General features: G+C 33.7%; 27 protein-coding genes and 2 tRNA genes. 2 read left to right on the top strand and 27 right to left on the bottom strand.

What is annotated here, in order from left to right; genetic code table 11:
• Positions 1-45: 45 nt before the first annotated feature.
• The 13 genes from rpmF to BN38_RS02975 all read right to left on the bottom strand — a co-directional run bounded on the left by rpmF (position 46) and on the right by BN38_RS02975 (position 7,382).
• Positions 46-225 carry a 50S ribosomal protein L32 gene (gene rpmF / locus BN38_RS03035; RefSeq protein WP_044565509.1) on the bottom strand — a complete coding sequence of 60 codons (180 nt, stop codon included), beginning with the start codon at positions 223-225 and terminating at the stop codon, positions 46-48.
• A 72-nt stretch (positions 226-297) separates the two neighbouring features.
• Positions 298-1,488, bottom strand: coding sequence for an acetate/propionate family kinase (locus BN38_RS03030; protein ID WP_044565508.1), 1,191 nt, complete (start codon positions 1,486-1,488; stop codon positions 298-300).
• A gap of 62 nt (positions 1,489-1,550) precedes the next feature.
• Positions 1,551-2,060, bottom strand: a complete 510-nt coding sequence (locus BN38_RS03025; protein ID WP_044565506.1) for a hypothetical protein — start codon at positions 2,058-2,060, stop codon at positions 1,551-1,553.
• Positions 2,057-2,587: a prepilin-type N-terminal cleavage/methylation domain-containing protein gene (locus BN38_RS03020; RefSeq protein WP_044565504.1), complete on the bottom strand. Its 531-nt coding sequence runs from the start codon at positions 2,585-2,587 to the stop codon at positions 2,057-2,059. Before BN38_RS03020 ends, BN38_RS03025 begins: the two co-directional genes overlap by 4 nt.
• Positions 2,559-2,918 carry a type II secretion system protein gene (locus tag BN38_RS03015; protein WP_044565503.1) on the bottom strand — a complete coding sequence of 120 codons (360 nt, stop codon included), beginning with the start codon at positions 2,916-2,918 and terminating at the stop codon, positions 2,559-2,561. The genes BN38_RS03020 and BN38_RS03015 overlap by 29 nt, the downstream gene beginning before the upstream one ends.
• Positions 2,899-3,339 (bottom strand): prepilin-type N-terminal cleavage/methylation domain-containing protein, encoded by a 441-nt coding sequence (locus tag BN38_RS10725; protein ID WP_049944434.1) that lies wholly within the window; start codon positions 3,337-3,339, stop codon positions 2,899-2,901. Before BN38_RS10725 ends, BN38_RS03015 begins: the two co-directional genes overlap by 20 nt.
• The gene (locus BN38_RS03005; RefSeq protein ID WP_044565502.1) at positions 3,336-4,052 is read right to left on the bottom strand and encodes a prepilin peptidase; all 717 of its coding nucleotides are present in this window, start codon (positions 4,050-4,052) and stop codon (positions 3,336-3,338) included. The genes BN38_RS10725 and BN38_RS03005 overlap by 4 nt, the downstream gene beginning before the upstream one ends.
• A 3-nt stretch (positions 4,053-4,055) precedes the next feature.
• On the bottom strand, positions 4,056-4,415 hold the full coding sequence (locus BN38_RS11520; RefSeq protein ID WP_044565501.1) for a prepilin-type N-terminal cleavage/methylation domain-containing protein: 360 nt from the start codon (positions 4,413-4,415) through the stop codon (positions 4,056-4,058).
• 12 nt (positions 4,416-4,427) lie between these two features.
• A complete protein-coding gene (locus BN38_RS02995; protein WP_084593737.1) occupies positions 4,428-5,441 on the bottom strand; it encodes a type II secretion system F family protein in 1,014 nt (337 codons plus the stop codon).
• A 69-nt stretch (positions 5,442-5,510) separates the two neighbouring features.
• Entirely contained in the window at positions 5,511-6,071 is a 561-nt protein-coding gene (gene frr, locus BN38_RS02990; protein ID WP_044565499.1) for a ribosome recycling factor, read from the bottom strand.
• Positions 6,071-6,787, bottom strand: coding sequence for a UMP kinase (pyrH, locus tag BN38_RS02985; protein WP_044565498.1), 717 nt, complete (start codon positions 6,785-6,787; stop codon positions 6,071-6,073). The genes frr and pyrH overlap by 1 nt, the downstream gene beginning before the upstream one ends.
• Positions 6,788-7,218: 431 nt before the next feature.
• Positions 7,219-7,304 (bottom strand) — tRNA-Leu (locus BN38_RS02980).
• A gap of 1 nt (position 7,305) precedes the next feature.
• A tRNA-His gene (locus tag BN38_RS02975) sits at positions 7,306-7,382 on the bottom strand.
• Positions 7,383-7,696: 314 nt separating this feature from the next.
• On the opposite strand from BN38_RS02975, the gene BN38_RS02970 reads away from it, so the two are divergent.
• Together BN38_RS02970 and BN38_RS02965 are read left to right on the top strand one after the other, a co-directional pair.
• Positions 7,697-8,302, top strand: a complete 606-nt coding sequence (locus BN38_RS02970) for a regulatory protein RecX (protein WP_044565497.1) — start codon at positions 7,697-7,699, stop codon at positions 8,300-8,302.
• The gene (locus BN38_RS02965) at positions 8,299-8,556 is read left to right on the top strand and encodes a GIY-YIG nuclease family protein (protein ID WP_044565496.1); all 258 of its coding nucleotides are present in this window, start codon (positions 8,299-8,301) and stop codon (positions 8,554-8,556) included. The genes BN38_RS02970 and BN38_RS02965 overlap by 4 nt, the downstream gene beginning before the upstream one ends.
• Before the next feature lie 21 nt (positions 8,557-8,577).
• Here BN38_RS02965 and BN38_RS02960 read toward each other — a convergent pair whose 3' ends face one another.
• The 14 genes from BN38_RS02960 to rsxC form a co-directional block, all read right to left on the bottom strand.
• Positions 8,578-9,204 carry a P-loop NTPase family protein gene (locus BN38_RS02960; RefSeq protein ID WP_044565494.1) on the bottom strand — a complete coding sequence of 209 codons (627 nt, stop codon included), beginning with the start codon at positions 9,202-9,204 and terminating at the stop codon, positions 8,578-8,580.
• Complete coding sequence (locus BN38_RS02955; protein WP_044565493.1) at positions 9,201-12,668, bottom strand: penicillin-binding transpeptidase domain-containing protein; 3,468 nt, start codon at positions 12,666-12,668, stop codon at positions 9,201-9,203. The genes BN38_RS02960 and BN38_RS02955 overlap by 4 nt, the downstream gene beginning before the upstream one ends.
• A 13-nt stretch (positions 12,669-12,681) precedes the next feature.
• Positions 12,682-13,164, bottom strand: coding sequence for a rod shape-determining protein MreD (locus BN38_RS02950; RefSeq protein ID WP_044565492.1), 483 nt, complete (start codon positions 13,162-13,164; stop codon positions 12,682-12,684).
• Positions 13,157-14,050, bottom strand: a complete 894-nt coding sequence (gene mreC, locus BN38_RS02945; protein ID WP_044565491.1) for a rod shape-determining protein MreC — start codon at positions 14,048-14,050, stop codon at positions 13,157-13,159. The genes BN38_RS02950 and mreC overlap by 8 nt, the downstream gene beginning before the upstream one ends.
• Positions 14,051-14,056: 6 nt before the next feature.
• Positions 14,057-15,067: a rod shape-determining protein gene (gene mreB, locus BN38_RS02940; protein ID WP_044565490.1), complete on the bottom strand. Its 1,011-nt coding sequence runs from the start codon at positions 15,065-15,067 to the stop codon at positions 14,057-14,059.
• A gap of 13 nt (positions 15,068-15,080) precedes the next feature.
• Entirely contained in the window at positions 15,081-15,761 is a 681-nt protein-coding gene (gene radC, locus BN38_RS02935) for a RadC family protein (protein ID WP_044565488.1), read from the bottom strand.
• Complete coding sequence (locus tag BN38_RS02930; RefSeq protein ID WP_044565487.1) at positions 15,745-16,275, bottom strand: Gx transporter family protein; 531 nt, start codon at positions 16,273-16,275, stop codon at positions 15,745-15,747. Before BN38_RS02930 ends, radC begins: the two co-directional genes overlap by 17 nt.
• Positions 16,272-16,652 (bottom strand): NusG domain II-containing protein, encoded by a 381-nt coding sequence (locus BN38_RS02925; protein ID WP_044565486.1) that lies wholly within the window; start codon positions 16,650-16,652, stop codon positions 16,272-16,274. The genes BN38_RS02930 and BN38_RS02925 overlap by 4 nt, the downstream gene beginning before the upstream one ends.
• A gap of 105 nt (positions 16,653-16,757) precedes the next feature.
• A complete protein-coding gene (locus BN38_RS02920) occupies positions 16,758-17,558 on the bottom strand; it encodes an RnfABCDGE type electron transport complex subunit B (RefSeq protein ID WP_044565485.1) in 801 nt (266 codons plus the stop codon).
• A 9-nt stretch (positions 17,559-17,567) separates the two neighbouring features.
• Positions 17,568-18,140: an electron transport complex protein RnfA gene (locus BN38_RS02915; RefSeq protein WP_044565483.1), complete on the bottom strand. Its 573-nt coding sequence runs from the start codon at positions 18,138-18,140 to the stop codon at positions 17,568-17,570.
• A gap of 8 nt (positions 18,141-18,148) precedes the next feature.
• Positions 18,149-18,823: an electron transport complex subunit RsxE gene (rsxE, locus tag BN38_RS02910; protein ID WP_044565482.1), complete on the bottom strand. Its 675-nt coding sequence runs from the start codon at positions 18,821-18,823 to the stop codon at positions 18,149-18,151.
• An 8-nt stretch (positions 18,824-18,831) separates the two neighbouring features.
• Positions 18,832-19,371, bottom strand: coding sequence for an FMN-binding protein (locus BN38_RS02905; RefSeq protein WP_044565481.1), 540 nt, complete (start codon positions 19,369-19,371; stop codon positions 18,832-18,834).
• On the bottom strand, positions 19,364-20,338 hold the full coding sequence (locus BN38_RS02900) for an RnfABCDGE type electron transport complex subunit D (RefSeq protein WP_044565479.1): 975 nt from the start codon (positions 20,336-20,338) through the stop codon (positions 19,364-19,366). The genes BN38_RS02905 and BN38_RS02900 overlap by 8 nt, the downstream gene beginning before the upstream one ends.
• Before the next feature lie 10 nt (positions 20,339-20,348).
• Complete coding sequence (rsxC, locus tag BN38_RS02895; protein WP_044565478.1) at positions 20,349-21,680, bottom strand: electron transport complex subunit RsxC; 1,332 nt, start codon at positions 21,678-21,680, stop codon at positions 20,349-20,351.
• Positions 21,681-21,729: the final 49 nt, after the last annotated feature.

The raw sequence follows: 21,729 nt of genomic DNA, 5'->3' as shown, positions 1-21,729 counted from the left end.
ATATTCTCTTTTGGGTATAAAAAAAGATAGTGCAAAAACACTACCTTAATTAGCATCAATTATTGCTTCGCCTTTGTATTCTCCACAGTTTGGGCAAACTCTGTGTTGAAGTTTTGGCTCGTGGCAACTTGGACACTCAACGTAATTTGATCTATTCAAAGTATAAGCTGAGGCTCTTCTTTTGTTTTTTCTTGTTTTTGATGTTCTTCTCTTTGGTACTGCCATCCTTACACCTCCTCTTATCAGTTTTAGCAATCTTTAATATTATATATTGAGTGCCCTTTCTTGTCAAGAGAATTATTTAACTAAATTTTTAGTATCCCTTGCTATCATAAGCTCTTCATTTGTAGCTATAACCATGATTTTAACTTTTGAATCATCAGTTGAAATCACATGTTCTCCACCACGTACATTGTTCTTCTCAGGATCGATTTTGATGCCAAATTGTTCAAAACCTTTTAGGATGTCTGCTCTCATTTCTATTGAGTTTTCACCGATACCACCTGTAAATACTATAGCATCAACTTTTTCAATTTCTGCCATGTATCCTGCGATGTATCTCTTTGCTCTTGTAGCAAACATATCAAGGGCAACTTGAGCTCTTTCATTGCCTTCTTTAGCTGCATCTTCTAGGTCTCTAAAGTCTGAGCTTACTCCTGATACTCCAAGAACACCTGATTCTTTGTTTAGGATATTGTTCATGTCACTAGCAGAAACACCATCTTTTTCTTCGATGTATGTTACTACAGCTGGGTCTAGGTCACCTGATCTTGTTCCCATTACTAGACCTTCAAGTGGTGTAAGTCCCATTGTTGTATCAAAAGATTTACCATCTTTTACTGCTGTAATTGATGAACCATTTCCTAGGTGAGCTGAGATGATATTTGTTTCTTCAACTGGTTTTTCAAGTAATTCTGCTGCTCTATTTGTAATATAATTGTGGCTTGTTCCGTGGAATCCGTATTTTCTAATGCCATCTTCTTCATAGTATTTGTAGTCAATACCGTAAAGGAATGTTTTTGCTGGCATAGTTTGGTGGAAAGCTGTATCAAATACTGCTACATTTGGTACATTTGGTAGAAGTTCTTCACAAGCTTTTAGACCCATAAGGTTAGCTGGGTTATGAAGAGGCGCAAATTTTGCAGAATCTTCGATGATAGCTTTTACTTCATCATTGATTAGTGCTGATTTTGTAGCTTTTTCTCCACCGTGAACGAATCTATGTCCAACAGCATCGATTTCATCAAGGCTTGATATTACACCATTTTCGCTATCAACTAGGGCATCAAAAACGTGTCCTACAGCTTCTGTATGGTTTGCCATTGGTTCTTCGATGATGTATTTGTCACCATCTTTTTTTTGAACTAGACGGCTTCCTTCGATTCCAATTCTTTCAACAAGTCCTTGTACTAGTACATCTTCATTTTCCATGTCAAATAGTTGATATTTTAGTGAAGATGATCCACAGTTAATTACTAAAATTTTCATTTTGGCTCCTTTTATTTTTAAGTTTCTATAAGTATTATACCAAATAAGTACTTTTTACAAAGCTAATATGTATGTCTTATTTCAATTCTTAGACGATTTTTGTCAAATTCTTCATCATTTTCGTCTTTTTTATCAAAAACTTTTATATATATTTCACTATCTGCCTTAGATTCACCAACACTTACATTATTTAAAAAGATTAGATAAAGTCCATTTATTTCTTTTCTAGTTTTGTTTCCGATTCTGGAGATATAGATATAGTATTTTTTATCCTTGTAGGTATATGGTAGGCTTTTTAAGCTTTCTGTTTTGATCTCATCATCTGTTGTTTCTTCAATAATATTATTTTTCTCTTCATCATAATGTTTTAAAATAATCTCAGCTACTTGATCGCTATTTTCTTCCATAAAAGTATTCATTATAGATTCGGCCAAATATTGGGCTTGTTTTTTCTCATATAGGCCCTTGCCATAAGAAGCAGAATTTTTCTGCTGGTTGTAGATATAGGTGATGGTCAAGGAGATAATAAACAAAACTATTAGAGTATAAACTGAGATAAATGCCTTTTTCATAATCTATTTCCCAAGTAAATTTTGCTTTCATATCTAAACTTTTGGCTATTTTCATTGATGATTATATGTATAATATTACCTTCTTCATAGGTGATTTTTGCTGATTGACATTTAGATATTTTAGATGAAATTCTATTACCCCCATTTTGGCGTATAGCATCTGTGGGACTACTATAAGTCGAAATGTTAGTCATGTATGCCACAAGCTCACCACTGCCATCCGAATTTTCTTTGAGATCAAATACATAGGTGTCAAAATGTCCTGCGTTATTTGGATTTTTGACATAAGCTACAAAGTTTGTTACATCATTTGGTTCATCCAATAAATCAATTTTATAGGCACTTCTCACTATATTGTCCACATAAAGGCAGGCATAGGAATATTCCTTGTAATCAAGCTCATTTTCATAAGATTTTCCCGTTAGATTTATAGCAATAGAAAATAGTGAAGATACTACTAAGATTAGGACAGAAATTATAGCAAGACTTGCAAGAAGTTCAATTAGTGTAAAACCACGTTTTTTCATCTACCACCTCTATGACTTCAAGTTCAAAACCCTCAGACTTCGCCTTTATATAATCTAAATTCTCCCTATAACTTTGCCTATCAATATAAATATCGTAGCCATTAATATTTACCAACTTCGATCCGTATGGGCTATCCGAAAAAGATTTCTCCTCTTCAATAGCTGCTTGGAGGGCGTAGACAATCTTTGCCTGGTCCTTAAATTTCTTAGAATTCTCATTTAGTTTACTTAATGCTGGAAGTAAAAACATAGCAATAAGGGCTAAAAATCCTAGGGCAATAATAGTTTCAATTAAAGTAAATCCTAATTTTTTATTTTTTGTACCTAACATAACCCAGACCAACCCTTACTCTTAGTTCAACAAGCTTATTGTCATCAGCACCTTTAGGTACATTGATTTTTATCGTACCTGGATACGTAACTGTTCCACTTTTATTAAATCGAATTTTTTTCTCACTATCATAAGAAGAAAAGTAAATATTATCTAAATTTCTTTCTATTTCTGCGTCATTTAAATACTTGGAAGCTCCTAAAACACTATAAGAATTCTTATCAAATATTAATAAGTAATCTTCCCCTGTACTTACGGCCTTCATCTTGGCAAAATCACAGTCATTTATCAACGTTTGCAATTCTATATTTGCCTTGAAATTGTCGATTATATTAAATTTCATAATTGCAATAGCACTTATAAGAGAAATTATCGAAAGGACTGCTACTAACTCTATTAGGGTAAATCCACGTTTTTTCATATCGGATAGCCTCTAAATAAAACTATAATTAAAAGAGCCATAAAAATAAAAATACAAAAAGGTATTTCAATTTTTAAGGACCTGTACTTTAAAAATATAGATATTCCATAGATTGCCCCAATCCAGATTGATATAAGGACAAACCGTATTATCAAGTCATTTTCTAGAAATAGGAATAAGGCTAGGTAAAAATAAATATCTCCATCCCCAATCCCAGCTTTGGATATTAAATAAATCAACAAATAGCTAATAGCAAAGCCTAGAATAATATAGACAAATTTTATATCAAAGCCAATATATAGGCACCTATAAATAATCCCAATTATTGAGAGTATAGCAACTTGGAACATATAAATGTCATATGTCTTTAAATCGATTAAGGCTATAATAAGGGCAAGCATTAGACCAAAAAACAATAAAATAAATCCTAATATATTTGAAAAATCAAAAATTATCGCAAATAATAGCCCTAGGATAAGTTCAACCATAAAAGATTCTAGAGGAATTTCGCTTTTACAATACCTGCACCTGCCCCTTAAAAATATGTAAGATAATATCGGGACTAAATCTCTTGCCCTTAGCCTATGGCCACAAGAATCGCAGTGGCTTGGAGGGTAAACTATGCTTTCATTCCTGATAGTTCTTAAAACTACAAGATTTGCAAAAGAAGCAAAAATACTTCCTATTGCAAATAATAAAATATTTAAAAGCATCTTCTATTTAGTTTTATCTTCCTTAATATATCCCGGAGTGACTGTTATTGTGCCGTCCTTAGTAATTTTTACAGAATACTCTTTTTCAGTAAAATTGAGCCCATCTGGTACTTTTGGCCAATTTTGAACGTACTCTTCTTCGTCTTCATTTGGCCATTTTACACCTTTTTCACCAACCCCATCAGTCACCCTCATAGTAGCAGCTGATTCAAGCATACGTACATTAGCATTATGAGCGGTAACTGCGGCTTGATATTTTGAATGTTGGTATTTTGGTATAGCTATTGCAGCAAGTATGCCGATAATCGCAATGACTATGACAAGTTCAATTAAGGTAAAACCTTTTTTCTTTTTATTTTTCATATAAGCTCCTTTTTATATTGCATTTACTGAATCAAATATCGGTATGGCAATTGAAAAAACTACAAATCCAACTATGATGCTCATAAAAATAATCATAAGTGGTTCGGCAAGATTGGCTATTCTCTTTAGTTTATATATGTAATCGTTGGCATAATATTGGCTTGCTTTCTTTAAAGCCTCAAGCAAGTTCCCGCTATCCTCTCCTATCTTGATCATCGATTTAAAAAGTGGACTAAAATCCTTTTTATCCTCAATACTATTTGATAGGGTCAATCCATGATCCAAATCCTTTATAATTTTATCTATTTCAGCTTTTATATATGTATTTTTAAAGGACTCTTTTATAAGTCTTAGCGAGTCATTTATTTCAATATCACCAGATCTTAGTATAAATAACAAAGATGATATTTGATATTCTAGCTTTTCTCGCCTAAGGTTTTTGAAGAGGAAACCTTTATAATTAAACTTGTCTATTTTATAAGCCACATCCTCATCTTTTTTTAGTATTAGGATAGAAAATACTATAACCAAAATACCAAGCAATACTATAAAGCCATAATTATCAATAAATCCACTTGTTCCTAATAATATCATAGTGGATCTTGGCAAACTTTGGCCACTTTCTGCAAAGAGATTTTGAAATGTTGGCAAGACAAAATTTAGAATAAGCACAACTATCAAAATCGTCATAGCGAAAAGAACAATTGGATAGGTCAAGGCTTCTTTTATAGTGGACTTATTCTTATCTTCTTCTCCTATGTAAGTTGATAAATCATCCAATATATCTGAAAACTTGCCGCTTTTATCACCACTTTTTATAAAGGCTATGATCATAGGATTAAAATACTTTTCATTGTTGGTAAAGGCTTCATATATGGATAGGCCTCTATCTAAATCCCCATTCACACTTGCCAGTGCCTTGGTCAGATTCTTGTCAATTTTCTGTCTTTCGATGATTTTTAAACTAGTATCAATTGCTATTCCTGAATTTAGCAACAATGATAATTGTTTTAAAAACAAGGACATAACCCTGCTGTTAATTTTTTGAGGGATAATGTCCTTGTTTAATATATCTTTTATTAAAACATTCACTTTTTATACAGATAGTAACTCTTTGTTTTTCTTATCAGCAGCTTCTTCTAGTAATTTGATATTCTTATCTGTGATATTTTGAAGTTCTTCTTCTAGTGAAAATCTATCGTCTTCTGTTATGTCTCCAGATTTTTCTGCTTTTTTTACTTCATCCATTGCATCGCGTCTTTTGTTTCTTACAGATATTTTGGCTTCTTCAACAAACTTGTTAACTTCTTTGGTATATTCCTTACGTCTTTCTTCTGTAAGCACTGGGAAAGGAAGTCTTATAACTTCACCATCGTTTTGTGGGGTGATGCCAATATTAGCTTTCAAAATAGCATTTTCTATTGGACCAATATTTTTCCTATCCCATGGCTTTATGACTAGAAGTCTTGCTTCTGGGATTGAAACAGTTGCAGCTTGGTTGATTGGTGTTTCAGTTCCATAATATGAGAATGTAATACCATCCAAGATAGATTCGCTTGCACGTCCTGCCTTAATATTTGCTATTCTTGTCTCAAAAGATTCAACAGCTTGCTTCATTTCTTTATTAGCTGTATTTTTAATCTGATCGTAATTCATTAAAATTTCTCCTTTACAATTGTACCAATATCTTCTTCCTCAGTAAAAATCCTCACCATATTCTTAGGATCATCTATACCAAATGCTATTAGTGGCATATTGTTGTCCATAGCAAGGCTTGATGCAGTTGTATCCATAATCTTTATTTCCTGTTGGAGGATTTCTTTATAGGTTAGCCTATCATATTTGATGGCATCGTCATAAATATTTGGATCCTTGTCATAAATTGCATCAGTACCAGTTTTACCTAGAAGGATCACATCGGCATCTATCTCAAGAGCGCGTAAACTTGCAGTAGTATCAGTTGAAAAATATGGTAGACCTGTTCCAGCAGAAAAGATAACAATTCTTCCCTTTTCCAAATGTCTTATGGCACGTCTTCTTATATATGGTTCTGCAACTTCTTTCATATCAATTGCAGTCATAAGACGAGTATCAAGGCCCATCTCTTCAAGAGAACCTTGGATCCTAAGACCATTCATAACTGTTCCAAGCATTCCAATATTATCAGAACTTGCCCTATCGATAGTAGTACCAGATCTTCCTCTCCAGAAGTTGCCACCACCAACAACAATTGCAATTTCAACACCTAGCGAATGTAGTTTTTTGATAGATTGGCAAATATTTTCAATAACATTATCATCAAAGCCAAAGCCCCTATCACCTGCTAGGGCTTCACCGCTTAGTTTTAATACAACTCTTTTAAATTTTTGCAAAACACCCTCCTATTAATATAAATTATAACCTATTTTGAAAATTTTTAACAGTACTTTTTAAATTTAGAGATTTATATTTGTGTTATAATTAAAATGTCTCCTTAGGGAGGTGATTTTATGGAGATAGTATACTTTCTAATGGAAAATTTATTTTTTCCCTTGTTAGTTGCTATTATCGCTAGTATTATAATCGATAAATGCAAAAACAAGTAAAAGAAAAAGACAGTAGTAGGTAGCTACTGTCTTTTTTGATTCTATGAAGAATCGTATACTTTCTGTTACCTTGTGCTGTGGGCTTCAAGGGCTTTTTTAGATGAAAAGAGGTTGCATCTCTTATCATTATTATATTACAATCAACTTATTTTTCAATTAGTATAAACAAAATCAATAAAAAAAGTAACCATTGAAAACCAACGATTACTTTCATATTATGGTGCGGGATAAAGGACTTGAACCTTCACGAGAAATTCTCACTAGATCCTAAGTCTAGCGCGTCTGCCAATTCCGCCAATCCCGCATGGGGTGAGTAGTGAGATTCGAACTCACGGCCTCCTGGGCCACAACCAGGTGTCTTAACCAACTGGACCATACCCACCAGGTCATTACCCTATCTAGTATACACTATATAAAATATATGTCAAGTTTTTATTAAATAAATTTTACATTAGTTTTACTAGCACAAGGCCTCAATATTTAACTGCAAGATATATTATATAATCTTATTTCTTATGTGTCAAGTTTTTTATTAGATTTTTTATTTAAATGTAAATTAAACTTTTAGTAGTAAAATAAATCTAGAGGTGAGATGATGAAAAATAAGAAGACATTACTTAAAATTTTTGCAATAGTTATAGCTATAGCTATGGTTGCACCAATGATATATAATGCTTATATTTCAATAGCTAGCATATGATTATTGAAAAAATAGATTATTCTGATAAATACAATCTAATTATCCTAACAATTGCTGGTGAAGAATTTTCTGTAACTTATGATTTTTTTAATGATTTGAATTTATCTTTAGAAGATGAGGTTGATTTTGATACATATAAAGAAATTTTAAAAGAAAATCAATACAATATGGCCAAAAATTTTGCTCTAGGAAAAATTTCCTATAGTCAAAAAACTTCTTTTGAGCTTGAAAAATTACTTAAGGATAATGATTTTGATACTGATGTTATTAATAAGACTATAGAGTTTTTAAAATCATATAAGCTAATAGATGACAAAGCTTATGTCAAATCATTTATTAACGACAAGAGCCATATATCGAAGTGGTCAAGAAATAAAATTCGCTATGCCTTAAGGTCAAAAAAAATTGATGACCAGCTTACAGAAACTTATCTATCATATATATCAGACGAGGAAGAGTTCCAAAAGGCCTATGATTTTGCAATAAAAAAATCTCGTGGAAAAACGGACTATGATACTAAACAAAAAGTTTACAGGTATCTTTCTTCTAAAGGATTTGAATACGATATAATATCTAAGGCTATAGGAGAGATTTTCCCATGACTTATGGCTATGTTTATATCTTAAGATGTAAGGATGATTCTTTATATACTGGTTGGTGTATAGACCTTGAAAAGAGGCTAGCTCTTCATAATTCTGGCAAGGGTGCAAAGTACACTAGATCAAAAAGACCATGTAAACTTGTTTATTATGAGGAGATTGATAATAAGTCTGAAGCTCTAAAAAGGGAAATAGCTATCAAAAAATTAACAAAAGCAAAAAAAGAGGACTTGGTTCGAAGTTTTAACAAATCATAAACTTCAAACAAGTCCTTTTTCTTATTTTCTAAAGCTCATTTTTAACTTTTCAAAAAAGCCCAATTTTGCAATAGCTACAGAATTTCCATTAACTAAATTTTCTATAACTTCATTGAAATACTGTCCATTTTTTACAGTACCTAGAAATCTTGCACTTTTCCCATCAATAGCTTGCTTATCATTTCTTATATCATAATCCTCATCTGCTTTATTTATGAAAAATGTATCGGCAGTGATTGTACTATTAACTTGATTTTGATTGATTATCTCTACTGTTGTTTTTTCAGTTAAGAAATCTGGATATACTTCATCTAAGATTATATAATCGTATGAGACTTCAGATAGAAGTTTATTTAAATCCTCACTTGTTAAATCATATTTATCTTCCAAAAGAGGGCTAATTATAAAGTCTAGATTGTCAGTTTCATGGACTATAATCTTATCTAGACCTGCCAAAGATGAAAAATAATCAGCTAGGTCATATGTTATCATCCCATCTTTTTGAAAGAAATCTTCAATATTAGAATTGGCGTTTCTTTTGGCCTGAATTAAAAGCACCTTGCCGTTTTTTTGTAAGTATTCGGCAAGATTTACAGCAAAATCTGTTTTGCCTATTCCATTATCACCTTTTATAACGTAAACTTTCATATTCCCCCCTGATTATCATCGAGATTTTCCATATTTTGGTTGTTACCATTAATCTCGTTCGTAATATCGGTAATATTATTATCTAAATTTTCTATCAAATCGCCGCCTTGATCTGGTACATTGTCTCCAAACTGAGCAGTATCTACATTTTCTTGGCTTTCATTTTGGTTTGTTGAGTATACATTCAAATCAAAATATTTTGCTACTATATCTCTCATTATTGGTGATACATTGTAAGAGGTATCACCTTGGGTTAGGATAATGCTTATGGCTATTTCTGGGTCATCATATGGTGCAAATCCAACCATCCATGCATAGGAATCATATCCTACTCCATCAGCGTTCTTACCTTCTACTTCTGCTGTACCAGTTTTGATACCAATTTCTACTGGAAGTTCGCTTAATATTTTGTTGTTTTGTGCTACAAGCAAAGCTCCATATTTGATATCTTCTAAGTATTTTCTATCTTTTAATTCTATCCTTGTTCCCTCAGTGACATTATTAAATAAAATATCTCCTGAATCGTGGTTGGTTACCTTATCTACTAGGGTGAATTTATTTAGATATCCTCCGTTTGTGAGTGTAGCTATGGCCCTATTCATTTGAAGTGGAGTATAGGCATTCTGACCTTGGCCTATAACGATATTTAACATATCTGTTATGTCCCACTCAGCTTGGTTTAGGTAGGTATACTTGATTGTATCTGCAAGTCCTGCCCTCTCCCCTTCGAGGATAAGTTCAGGGTCGTAGCCTCTTTCATCTAGGAACTCTATAATCTTATTTCGATTCCATTCTTTTGGAGCATCTGTGAAGTTTACTATGTCTAGTACATCATTTTCAAATTCACTTCTTGATTTTTTGACTTCATCCTTTAGGTGGAGCGGAAGATTTTCATCAAGATATGTTTTTAGCATGGCCCTAGTTATTTGAATTTTCTTGTCAATTGATGGAATATTACCTGATGATTCTTTAGGTATATTTATTTCTACACCAGTCACTTGGTCTAGGCCAAGTTTTTCTGCTGCAATTCTAATATCATTTAGTTCAAGCTTGGTTCCTATGGACTTGCCGTCTCTAGGGTTCTCACCAAGAGCTAGGACATAGAAATAAAAGTTGTTAGAATCTCTTATGGCTCCGTATAAGTTTTCCTCACCTTGGGTGATTCCATATTCTGTCCAAGCAAGGTTATTAAATCGTCTATTTCCTATTTCAATATAGCCGTAGTCAGTTATTACAGCTTGAGGGTCTAGGCCATTTTCCAAGGCAGCAAGAGCTGTTACGAGTTTAAAGGTAGATCCTGGCATGACAGCACTTTGACTGGCAATATTTAGCATAGGCCTTGGTACAAGTGGACCACTATCTTCTGTTACTTGTAAGCTTTCCCAGTCTGATTGAGAAATACCTGTTGAAAATAGGTTTGGATCGTAGTCTGGCAAACTTGCCATAGCCAAAACTTCACCAGTTTTGACATTGGATACTACTACTGCGCCACTTTGAGCGTAGGCTGCTCGCCTTAGCGGTCTAAATATTCCATATTCTGATTGGTAGTCTGTTCCTTCTCTTATAGCCTTTAAAACTCCTGCTAGGGACTTTTCGGCCTGTTCTTGAAGATCAGCATCAATGGATAAGTATAGGTCATCTCCTGGTTCTGATGGTGACTGTGATATAGTTTGTTTTCTATTGCCCGCTGAATCAACAGTTACTAGACTCTTGCCATTTTTACCTTTTAGGTTGTCTTGGTAGGACTCCTCTATACCAGTTTTACCTATGATTTCATCTCTCAAATAGTCTCTTTTTTTGACATATTTGTCCATTTCTTCTTCTGTAGCAATTGGTCCCATGTAGCCCAAAATATGACTTGCTAGGTATCTATTTGGATAAGACCTTATCGGAATAGTGTTTACATCTATGCCAGAGGTTGCTTTGATATTTTCCTCAATTTTTAACACTGTTGATTCGTCGATATTATATACTAAGCTTATTGGCCTATAACCAAAGTTTCCTTGCCTGTTGACTTGGTTATCAATAGTAAGAATACCAACAGCTTCAAGGTCTGTGAAATTTTCCAAGCCATTGATTTTTTTAAGATAGTTTAATATTTCCTTAGGATCTTTCTCTTTGTTTAAAACTTCGACAACTTTTTTTCTTGGATTGACCTTATCTTTTGCTGCATAGTAAGTGTAGAAATTGTCTTTTTCTATGTTAAAAGTGTAGTCCCAATCTTTTGGGTCATCTTCACTTACATCTATGTTTGGATAAATATTATTCTTTGTATTGGCATTTTGGGCCATATATTTTATATCTTCTGAAAGTATAAGTGGTTTTAGTAGGCCGTGTTCATCTGCTAGCCTTGCTAGTTCATCTACTGGAGAGCCAGCTTGGGCATTTCTAAATTTAACATTTACCTTATAAAGATTTCTGTCATCTTCTGTCTCAGTGATTACTTCAGTATCAAAGTTTGCATAAACTCCCTTATTTTCCAACTCTTGGATAAGGATATCTGCAGGTATCACATAAGCCCCATCGTCTTTGACAATAGCTTGGGTCAAAACGTCTTTTATTGTAGAAGATTTTACTATCTCATAAAAATCATCACAAGGAGAACTTTCAAGAGTTATTTCAGGATAGGCTTTGGATAGTTTTGCCTTTTTCTCTATTAACTCCTCATCAGATTTTATAGCATAATCTTTAAGAGTAAGGCTTCCAAGTAGGCCTCTATCATTTAATATATTATAGGCAAGAATCCTAGCATTTGAATTTTCAAGTATAGATAGCAAAACAGACTTATCGTCGTCAACAGCTCGTACTATTACATCTATAGGGTTTTCATCTATAGAATAACCAGAAGAATTTAATTTTTCTTCTGAATTTTCTTTAAAAGTAACTTCTAAGTTTCCATCCTTTTGGCTGACATGGGCTGGTATATCTATACCGCGTTTTTTAAGAGCCAAGAGGGCTGTTTTTATTGTTTCATATTCTATATTTTCATCTTTAATAGTTGATGTTAGAAAATCATAGATTAGATCATTATCAATAAGAGTTGATACAACAAGTTCATTTGGCATTTGTCCTAAGATAAAGTAGTCTTCATCTCTCTTGTAAGCAAAAGAATTTAGCTTTATTGCAAAGCCATCAGTGTAGTTTACCCCATCCTCTTCTAGGATATCTACAAGCTTTGATAGGCTATCAATCCTATCTTCATCATCAAGTTTTAATAGCTGGTCCTTATAAATTTGCACAGCAAAAGCAGGTATACTTGTTGCTAAAACTTTGCCGTTTCTATCATAGATGTTTCCACGGCTAGCAATCTCGTCTACCTCTTTTACTTTTCTATTATCTGATAAGTCCCTGTAATAATCTCCTTGGCTGATCATAACTGTGTATAGTCTTGCTACAATAGCTACGAGAGCGAGTACTACTAGGACTTGGATAAGTATTAATCGTCTTTCTTTTTGTTTTCTCACTTAAAGACCACCCCTACATCCTATATGTTGGTACATACATAACTTTTTTGACTAGATTTATATAAATCAAATAAATTAATGAATTTAGTAAGGCTTCAACAAGTAATGGGATTGGTAAATATGTAGCCAAGGTAGTTTTGCTAGTAAAGATATAGTAGATCAAATTTATCAAAAAGAAATTAAATATACTAGCAAAAAATGTTGATATAGTTCCACTTGGCTTATCTTTACTAATCACATCACTTGCAACAAAAGATCCTATCAAAAAATATGATAAGGCCCTGACCCCTATGAAGCTTGTAAATAAAAAGTCTTCAACAAGGCCAATAATCAAAGCCCCAAAACCACCGACCTTATAACCTAATATTTGAGAAATTGCGACAATGGCTGGGATAATGATGTTGATATTTGCTCCAAATATATTTATCTTAGAAAAAATAGTGGTTTGTAGGATAAATGATATAAGTAAAATTAAAAATGTTTTAAATTTATTCATTCATTCCTCCATCTTCTTTATCTTCTTTATTCGCTTGGTCAGATTGATATTCACTGTTGCCACTTAATACCAATACCCTATAGAGGTGGTTGAAGTCGACTGGTGAATCTATAGTTATATTTTTTCTAAGGGAATCTTGGCTCATTGAAACATTTGAAATAGTACCAATGTATATACCATATGGGTAGACTCCACCTAGGCCAGAGGTCAAAAGTACATCTGAGTTTTTGGCTCCACTATCTACATCTAGCATATAGCCTTGGATAGTTTTTGATGTGAACTTATCTATAACCCCATAGTCATTACTTCTAGCGTTGATAAATGAAACATCATTTGCCTCATTATTTATAGTTACTACTCTTGCTGTATTGTCAAAGACTTCTGTAACCTTGCCAACTAGTCCTGTATAATAGTCACTTTCCCCTATAGCTTGAAGGATAATATCATTTTTTTTGACTCCATCTTTTTTGCCTTTATCGATGGTAAAATTGGATGTCATAGAGTTTAAATCAGTGTTTACAACACTTGCCTTCAAGTATTGGTTGGAAGATGAGCTTATGGCATCTCTTTCCTCTTTTAGGAATTCTTCCTTATTTATAATGGTATTTAGCCTAGCATTTTCTATTTCTAGAGCCTTATTTTCTGCTTCTAATTTTTCAACTTGACTTCTAGTTTCTCTTGATCCAACAGTTCTTTCAACTTGGCCCATAATCTCTGATGATATGGAATAAGTCACTTTCTCTATTGGCTTAAAAATCGTATTTGCCAAGTTTGATCCTGCACCAGAAATTGTATCTGTTTGGGAAGAAATTATTATTAGCAAAACTAAAATACCTATAGTTATTAAAAAAGATTTGTTAGTTTTCTTTACTCTTTTGTAAACCATTTTTACCTACTTACGATATTTTAAAAATCTATCAGGTTCTTCTAGAATTTTTCCTGCCCCAAGTATTGCATCAAGACCAGGATCTTCTGATATGTATGAAGAAATCTTAAGCTTAGATTCTATATATTCTCTGATTCCCTTAAGATTTGCAAATCCACCTGACAAATAGAATCCATCTCTTCTAATGTCTCCTGTTAGCTCTGGAGGAGTCTTTTCTAAAACTTCATAGATCATATTCATAACTTCATCAGCATAAGTAATCACAGCTTCAACTAGGTCGCGACTTTTTACTTCTACTGTCTTTGGGCTTGCTGAAATCATATCCCTACCATCAACATCCATTGACAAGTCTCCATCTTTGACTCTAAGACTTAGGATATTATTTTTGATATTTTCAGCAGTATTTTTCCCAATATCTAGTTTCTTATTTTTCTTAAACAAATCAATAATGGCCTCATCTATATAGTCTCCTCCCTTTTTAAGAGAAGCATTAGTAACTATGCCATTTAAGGAAAGTACGGATACTTCTGTAGTACCAGCTCCCATGCTAACCATAAGTATAGCCCTAGGGTCATCAGGTGATAGGCCCATGCCGAAGGCTTGAGCTAGGGTTTGTGGGGCTAAGATTATTTCCCTACTACCAGCATGCAAGGCTGCATCTTCTATTGCCCTAGTCTCTATATCTGTAATCCCATCTGGTATTGAAATAACAACCTTTGGTTGGATAAGGCTCATACCAGGATTTATTTTAGTAAAAAAATAATTTAACATTGCTTCAGTCAAGTTAAAATCAGTTATAACACCATTAACTATTGGTTTTACAACGTGGATGTTAGATGGAGTTTTGCCAAGCATTTCCTTGGCTTCGTTTCCTACAGCCAAAACTTTGGTAGAGTTCTCATCTAATACCATCAAGGAAGGTTCAGTTAGAACTAATCCTTCATTTTTTTTGTATACTGAAACAGTGCTTGTTCCTAAATCAATTGCAAAGTCATTTGCAATCATCCTAAATTTCATTTATTATTTGCTCCTATATGTCATTCTCTTTTTTAAAACTATAATAATCATTTTCTCCTATTATTATATGGTCAAGAACATTAATATCTAATAAATTGCCAGCATCTACAAGTCTTCTGGTAATATTATAATCCTCTGCTGAAGGTTTTGGATTTCCACTTGGATGGTTGTGGACAAAAATTATAGATTTTGCAGATTTTTTGATAGCTGGTCTAAAGGCTTCTCTTGGGTGTACAAGGGATGCATCCAAAGTTCCCTTTGTTACTAGTTCTTTAGATATTATAACATTTTTTGTATCAAGAAGGATAGCATAAAAGAACTCATTTTTCTTGTCAGCTAGCTCTTCTTTTAGAAAATTGTAGATATCTTCGCTTTTTTCTATCTTTGTTATAGATCTCTGGTTGACTCTCTTGGCTATTCTCTTGCCAAATTTTAAGGATGCGACAATTTTGCTGGCCTTGGCAGCTTTGATTCCATTTATCTTAGTAAGTTCATTAACTTCAATGTCATATAACTCCTGGTAGGAAAAATTCGCTAGTATTTCTCTTGATAGTTCAATGGCATTTTTTTCTTTGGTGCCAGTAGATAATATTATGGCCAAAAGTTCTTCATCGCTTAGTGAATCTGAACCCTCTTTGATTAACTTTTCTCTTGGCCTATCTGATAAATCAAAATCTTTAATCGTCTTTCTCATTATTAATATCTCCAAGATTTAATTTCTTCATATGACTAGTCACGTAATTTACGCTAAGTCCAACAAAAAAGCTTGTGAAAACTCCCATTATTACAAGGGCTGGGAAATATATTATCATCTTTACATTGCCCATAAAGACCATAGCAACAAGTATTTGACCGAGATTGTGGAAAAACGCACCAATCTCGCTTATACCTATAAAACTTGTGATTTTTGATAGGTATTTTAGGGCGATTGCCATGGCTACGGCTGACAATATTGCTCCTGCTATAGAATAGAAAAATGCAGAAACCGATCCTGTTATTAGCATCAATAGAAAAGACTTTAAAACCCCTACCAGTAAAGCTGATTTGAAACCATACATATAAAGGGTGATTAGAATAATCATATTTGAAAAGCCTAACTTTGCCCCTGGTATTGGAACTGGCAATGGAATCATATGCTCAAGTAAAGATATGGCAAGAGCCATAGCTGTAAGCAAGGCTATATTTGTTACATTTCTTATATCTTTCATCGGTTCACCCTATCTATACTATCATCTTCTTTTGACTTATCTATTACTTCTACATAGACTCTATTTGGCAAGCATATGATTGTTTCACCATCAACATTAATCTGTCTCATATGAACGCAAATTTGATCCCTACAATTTGCTTCTTTCATATAAGCCTTGCCATCTTTGATGACAACCTTGTTATACTTACCATCGCCATCTAGCACTATCTCTTTATCAACATCAAGTGGGTACTCTCCCACAAGTTTTGAATTGTGTTCTATCCTTATATATTGACCTTCTTCTTTGCTATTAAAGCTTTGAAAATAAATGGCCAACAAAAAACTTAATATCAATAATCCTAGGGATATAAATATATCTCCTTTTTTAAATTTCATATAAATACCTCATTATATGAGTTTACATTTTATATAATTTAATGTCAATTTTAAGGCCAAATCTAGGGAAAAAAATAAACCGGATAACCGGCTTATTTTTGCTAATTAATTAAAAACTTCAATACATTTGTTTGGACATTTTTCTGCTGCTGCTTTTAATAATTCTACGTCCAATTCTGGATTGATATTTTCTACTGATAAGTTTTTCTTCATTTCAAAACCTTCAGGATAAGTTTTGGCGCAAAGTGTACAAGCAATACATGCTTTGTCACATTTTTTCCTAGCATCCTTACCTTTTTCTTGGTTTGAACATAAAACTACAGCTTTTTGATCGTATGGTACAAGTGTTATGATGTCTTTTGGACAAGCTTTGACACACTTACCACATGCTACACATTTGTCACGATCTACTTTGGCAACTCCATTATGTACGTGGATTGCATCAAATGGACATACATTTTCGCAAGTTCCACAGCCAAGGCAGCCAAAGTTACATTCTTTTTTACCACCAAATAAAGCTATTTGAGCTCTACAATCGGTAAGTCCAGAATATTCAAACATATCTTTAGCACTGTCGCAGTCACCATTACATTTTACAACGGCAACTTGTCTGTTGTCGCTTCCTGTAGCTTCTACTCCCATTGCACTTGCTACCAAGCTTGTTGTGGAAGGTCCACCTATTACGCATGCATTTACTGGTGCTTCACCTTTTGCTATTGCTGCTGCACATCCATCGCATCCTGGATAACCACAGGCACCACAGTTTGCACCTGGCAAGGCATTTCTTACGGCTTCTTCTGTAACTGATGTTTCTACTTTAAATTTTGTACTTATTATACCAAGAGCAATAGCAAATAAAAATCCTAAGGCCCCTAGAACTACAACTGGTAATAATATCTCATTCATAAATGACTCCTATAATCCTGCAAAGCCCATAAATGCTATTGACATAAGTCCTAGAGTAATAAGACTCATTGGCGCACCCTTAAAGGCTTCTGGAGTATCATTTTCTGCAATTCTTTCTCTTATGTATGATAGGATCATCATAGCTAGCATAAATCCTAATGATGCTGCTAGGGCATAAACAATAGTTTGAAGCAAATCATATTGGTTTGTAATTGTTTTGATTGCTACACCTAGTACTACACAGTTAGTTGTAATTAGTGGTAAGAATACCCCCAAAGCTCCATATAAGCTAGGCATATTTTTCTTCATTACAGCCTCTACTGATTGTACTAAAGATGCTATAACTAAGATAAATACTACGGTTTGTAGATACTCAATATTTAGTGGTTCTAGTAAGTAATATTGGATAAACCAAGTTACTATAGAAGCTAGAGTTATTACAAATATTACAGCAAAACTCATACCACGAGCTGTTTCAACTTTACTGGTTACCCCTAAAGTTGGGCAAATTCCTAAGAATTGTCCTAATACATAGTTTGATACAAATATTGCACCAATTATTATTGATATTAATTCTGACATATACACTCCTATTTAGCTAATTTACGTTCTTTTTTGTTAGTATAAGCTGAATAAGCTGCAAATAACAAACCAAGTACTATAAATGATGATGCTGGTTGTTGTAAGAATCCAATTGTGTACTCTGCTGGAATAATAGTTTTTCCTAATACTGTTCCTGCTCCTAATAATTCTCTAAAAAACGCTAGCACAGATATTGCTAATGTATATCCCAATCCTTGACCTAATCCATCAACAATAGATGCTACAGGACCATTTTTTGAAGCAAATCCTTCTGCACGAGCAAGGATTACACAGTTTACTACAATTAGCGGAATAAATATACCTAAAGATTTATATAAAGAAGGTACATACGCTCTAAGTACTAACTCAACTATAGTTACAAAGCCTGCAATAATTACGATAAATGATGGGATTCTTATTTCATCTTTTATAAAGTTTCTAAGTAAAGATACTACTAGGTTACTCATCACTAATACAAATATAACTGATAATCCCATACCAAAAGCATTTTGCAAAGTTGATGAAACCCCTAGTACAGAACACATCCCAACTAATTGGACAAATACTGGATTGTTTTTAAATATACCATCGGAAAATACCTTACCTAGGTTTACTTTCTGTTTTCTTTTACTATCTACCTTTGTATTTTCGTCTACAAGAGGTCTGTCTATTTGTTGTTCCATAATAACTCCTACTCTAGACTAGCTAGTACTTCTCTAGCATCGTTAATTCCTTTTACAATAGTTGTAGTAGAAATAGTAGCTCCAGAAATACCTACGATTTCATTTTCACCACCAGCTTCTGAATAGCCAACTTCATTATCCATATTTACTCCAACCATTCCCTCTTTAAAGAAATCTTGTTCCATTTCAGCACCAAATCCTGGTGACTCTGAGTGAACTAATGGAGCAAATCCTGTTATATTATGATCTGGATCGACACCGATTAGGTATTCAATGTCCCCTCCATAACCACCAGGAGAATTGATTTGGAATACATATCCTTCCCCATCAGCTGTAATGGCTTTATAAACATTTTCTACTGTTTCTGCTTTATCTACTTCTAATTCTTCATATGAATCTGCAGGATACACTACAGATAGAGATTTTTTTAATTCTTGTGCTTGATTTTCTGCAACTACTGGAGCTGTCAGACTATTTGTAAATGCAAGAGCTAGTGCTACTACTGCTGTTATAACAAATAATCTTAAACCTAATTTAAAATTATTCATTTGCTACTCCTTTTTGTTTGCTATAATCCACACCAAATACCTTTGGCATAGTGTATTTTTCAATTATTGGTACTACAAGGTTTGCAAGTAAGATTGAATAGCTTACCCCTTCTGGATATCCGCCAAAGGCTCTAATAACAGCTGTGATAAGTCCTGCTAGTACTGCATATACTACTTGTCCTTTCGGAGTTACAGGACTTGTTGTGTAGTCAGTTAACATGAAAAATCCACCAAGTAATAGACCACCTGATAAAATATCTTTTAAGATATTGTCAAAGCCTGTGAATAGTCCAGATAATATGGTAGCAGTTGCTATGTAAATAAGTGGCATTTTGAAGCTTACTACTCTTCTGATTAATAGGTAAATAAAACCTATAATTAGTGCAAGTGCTGATACCTCACCAAGTGACCCTGGTATATTTCCTAAAAATAAGTCCATAAGAGAATATGCATTAGGATCAGAAAGTGGTGTTGCAGCAGATACTGATGCAATGTCACTAACGTGCTTTAGAGTTGCTACCCTTGCTGGTGGTACGAAGTTACTCATATTGCTTGACCATGAAGCTAGCAAAAATGCTCTAGCTGCTAGAGCTGGGTTTACAATATTTTGTCCAAGCCCACCAAAGGCCATTTTAACAACAACAATTGCAAAGATTGCGCCGATTACTATTTGCCAAACTGGTAGGGTAAATGGCACGTTGTAGGCAAGTAAGATGCCGGTTACAACTGCTGATAAGTCATGTATTGTATTTTCTTTCTTTCTTGCTTTGTTAAATAATGTTTCTGTTGCCACACAAGTTAAAACTGATGCTAGAACTAAAACTAAGGACCTATATCCAAAGTAATAAAATGCTGCAATTCCCGCTGGAATAAGGGCAATTATTACATCTAGCATTTCTTTTCTAACATTTCGATTACTTCTCACGTGTGGAGAAGATGTTACTAATAGTTTTTTTGTATCTTCCATATATCTCCTCCTATCTACCTGCTTGTCTTATTTGTCTCTTACCAAATCTAATTGCTTCCACAAGAGGTCTTTTTGATGGGCAAATATAAGAACATGATCCACATTCTATACAGTCCATAATTCTTAACTCTTCTGCCTTGTCAAATTTCTCTTTTAGTGAATATTTGTGGATATATAGAGGTAATAGGTTAACTGGACATACTTCTACACATCTAGCGCATCTGATACATGGTTCAGTAACTGGTGGGATCGCTTCCTCTGTTGTTTGAACTAGTATACAGTTAGTTGCTTTTTCTATTGGAAGGTCAGTTTTTGGTTGGGCAATACCCATCATTGGTCCACCGTTTATAAGTTTACCAATTTCTCCCTTAGTTCCACCTGCCGCTTCTAGGGCAAATTCAAAAGGTGTACCAATTTTAACAAGCATATTTGTAGGATTAGCTACATTGTGTCCTGTAACTGTCATAATTCTTTCGATTAGAGGCTTATCATAATAAATAGCTTCATAAACTGCATTTACAGTTGATACGTTTGAAACTATTACTCCAGCATCCATTGGAAGACCACCTGATGGCACTACTCTATTTAGTGTTGCATCAATTAATCTTTTTTCATCACCTTGAGGGTATTTTGTAGCAAGTTTTACTACTTTTAGTCCTGGCATATTAGTTGCATTGTTTGCATAATCCTTAAGATAAGCTACTATAACTTCATAAGCCTTTGCCTTATTATCTTCAATTGCTATGATTCCCTCTTTTGCTCCAGCTGCAGTAACTAAGAGCTCTAGACCTTTTACAATTGCTTCTGGTCTATTTTTTAATATGTAATCATCACAGGTAACATATGGTTCACATTCTGCACCATTTACTATAACTGTGTCTACAGCTTTTGCTGGTGTATATTTGATATGTGTTGGGAAGGCTGCTCCACCCATACCAACTATTCCAGCTTCTTTGATTTTTGCTACAATCTCTTCTTTTTGTAAGCTAACGTTATCATTTAGTATGTACTCTTTTGCTTGATCATATCCCTCAGTATCAATCACTACTGCTTGTGAGTTTTTACCTGAGGCAGTTTGGATATCGATAATATCGCTTACAACACCTGCTACTGATGAGTGGATATTTGCTGAGAAATTACCAACAGCCTGGCCGATTAAATCGCCTATTGCCACTTCATCTTTTTTGTTAACCAAACATTTGCTTGGGGCACCTATGTGTTGAGTCAATGGAATAACCACAGTTTTTGGCACTTCCAATTTTAATAAATCACTATTTTCAGATAGCTCTTTATACTCGTCTATATGTACACCCTTTTTAAATGTTAAAACATCTTGGGCCATAAAAATCTCCTTTTTATTTTCTTTCATTAACTATTATAAATTAGTTTTA

This window comes from Anaerococcus provencensis (genome assembly GCF_000312365.2).
Classification (GTDB): Bacteria; Bacillota; Clostridia; order Tissierellales; family Peptoniphilaceae; genus Anaerococcus; species Anaerococcus provencensis.
The sequence above is the reverse complement of the archived record's forward strand: the minus strand, read 5'-3'. Positions and strand labels throughout refer to the sequence as shown.

What these genes read in the sequence shown, in the direction of transcription:
- BN38_RS10725 (WP_049944434.1), bottom strand. Translation starts at nt 3,339, where the DNA reads ATGAAAAAACGTGGATTTACCCTAATAGAGTTAGTAGCAGTCCTTTCG.
- BN38_RS02965 (WP_044565496.1), top strand. Translation starts at nt 8,299, where the DNA reads ATGACTTATGGCTATGTTTATATCTTAAGATGTAAGGATGATTCTTTA.
- BN38_RS03015 (WP_044565503.1), bottom strand. Translation starts at nt 2,918, where the DNA reads ATGTTAGGTACAAAAAATAAAAAATTAGGATTTACTTTAATTGAAACT.
- radC (WP_044565488.1), bottom strand. Translation starts at nt 15,761, where the DNA reads ATGAGAAAGACGATTAAAGATTTTGATTTATCAGATAGGCCAAGAGAA.
- BN38_RS03025 (WP_044565506.1), bottom strand. Translation starts at nt 2,060, where the DNA reads ATGAAAAAGGCATTTATCTCAGTTTATACTCTAATAGTTTTGTTTATT.
- rsxE (WP_044565482.1), bottom strand. Translation starts at nt 18,823, where the DNA reads ATGGAACAACAAATAGACAGACCTCTTGTAGACGAAAATACAAAGGTA.
- BN38_RS02920 (WP_044565485.1), bottom strand. Translation starts at nt 17,558, where the DNA reads ATGAATGAGATATTATTACCAGTTGTAGTTCTAGGGGCCTTAGGATTT.
- mreC (WP_044565491.1), bottom strand. Translation starts at nt 14,050, where the DNA reads ATGGTTTACAAAAGAGTAAAGAAAACTAACAAATCTTTTTTAATAACT.
- BN38_RS02995 (WP_084593737.1), bottom strand. Translation starts at nt 5,441, where the DNA reads ATGTCCTTGTTTTTAAAACAATTATCATTGTTGCTAAATTCAGGAATA.
- BN38_RS02960 (WP_044565494.1), bottom strand. Translation starts at nt 9,204, where the DNA reads ATGAAAGTTTACGTTATAAAAGGTGATAATGGAATAGGCAAAACAGAT.
- rsxC (WP_044565478.1), bottom strand. Translation starts at nt 21,680, where the DNA reads ATGGCCCAAGATGTTTTAACATTTAAAAAGGGTGTACATATAGACGAG.
- BN38_RS02915 (WP_044565483.1), bottom strand. Translation starts at nt 18,140, where the DNA reads ATGTCAGAATTAATATCAATAATAATTGGTGCAATATTTGTATCAAAC.
- BN38_RS03030 (WP_044565508.1), bottom strand. Translation starts at nt 1,488, where the DNA reads ATGAAAATTTTAGTAATTAACTGTGGATCATCTTCACTAAAATATCAA.
- BN38_RS03020 (WP_044565504.1), bottom strand. Translation starts at nt 2,587, where the DNA reads ATGAAAAAACGTGGTTTTACACTAATTGAACTTCTTGCAAGTCTTGCT.
- frr (WP_044565499.1), bottom strand. Translation starts at nt 6,071, where the DNA reads ATGAATTACGATCAGATTAAAAATACAGCTAATAAAGAAATGAAGCAA.
- mreB (WP_044565490.1), bottom strand. Translation starts at nt 15,067, where the DNA reads ATGAAATTTAGGATGATTGCAAATGACTTTGCAATTGATTTAGGAACA.
- BN38_RS02925 (WP_044565486.1), bottom strand. Translation starts at nt 16,652, where the DNA reads ATGAAATTTAAAAAAGGAGATATATTTATATCCCTAGGATTATTGATA.
- rpmF (WP_044565509.1), bottom strand. Translation starts at nt 225, where the DNA reads ATGGCAGTACCAAAGAGAAGAACATCAAAAACAAGAAAAAACAAAAGA.
- BN38_RS02905 (WP_044565481.1), bottom strand. Translation starts at nt 19,371, where the DNA reads ATGAATAATTTTAAATTAGGTTTAAGATTATTTGTTATAACAGCAGTA.
- BN38_RS02930 (WP_044565487.1), bottom strand. Translation starts at nt 16,275, where the DNA reads ATGAAAGATATAAGAAATGTAACAAATATAGCCTTGCTTACAGCTATG.
- BN38_RS02970 (WP_044565497.1), top strand. Translation starts at nt 7,697, where the DNA reads ATGATTATTGAAAAAATAGATTATTCTGATAAATACAATCTAATTATC.
- BN38_RS11520 (WP_044565501.1), bottom strand. Translation starts at nt 4,415, where the DNA reads ATGAAAAATAAAAAGAAAAAAGGTTTTACCTTAATTGAACTTGTCATA.
- BN38_RS02950 (WP_044565492.1), bottom strand. Translation starts at nt 13,164, where the DNA reads ATGAATAAATTTAAAACATTTTTAATTTTACTTATATCATTTATCCTA.
- BN38_RS02900 (WP_044565479.1), bottom strand. Translation starts at nt 20,338, where the DNA reads ATGGAAGATACAAAAAAACTATTAGTAACATCTTCTCCACACGTGAGA.
- BN38_RS03005 (WP_044565502.1), bottom strand. Translation starts at nt 4,052, where the DNA reads ATGCTTTTAAATATTTTATTATTTGCAATAGGAAGTATTTTTGCTTCT.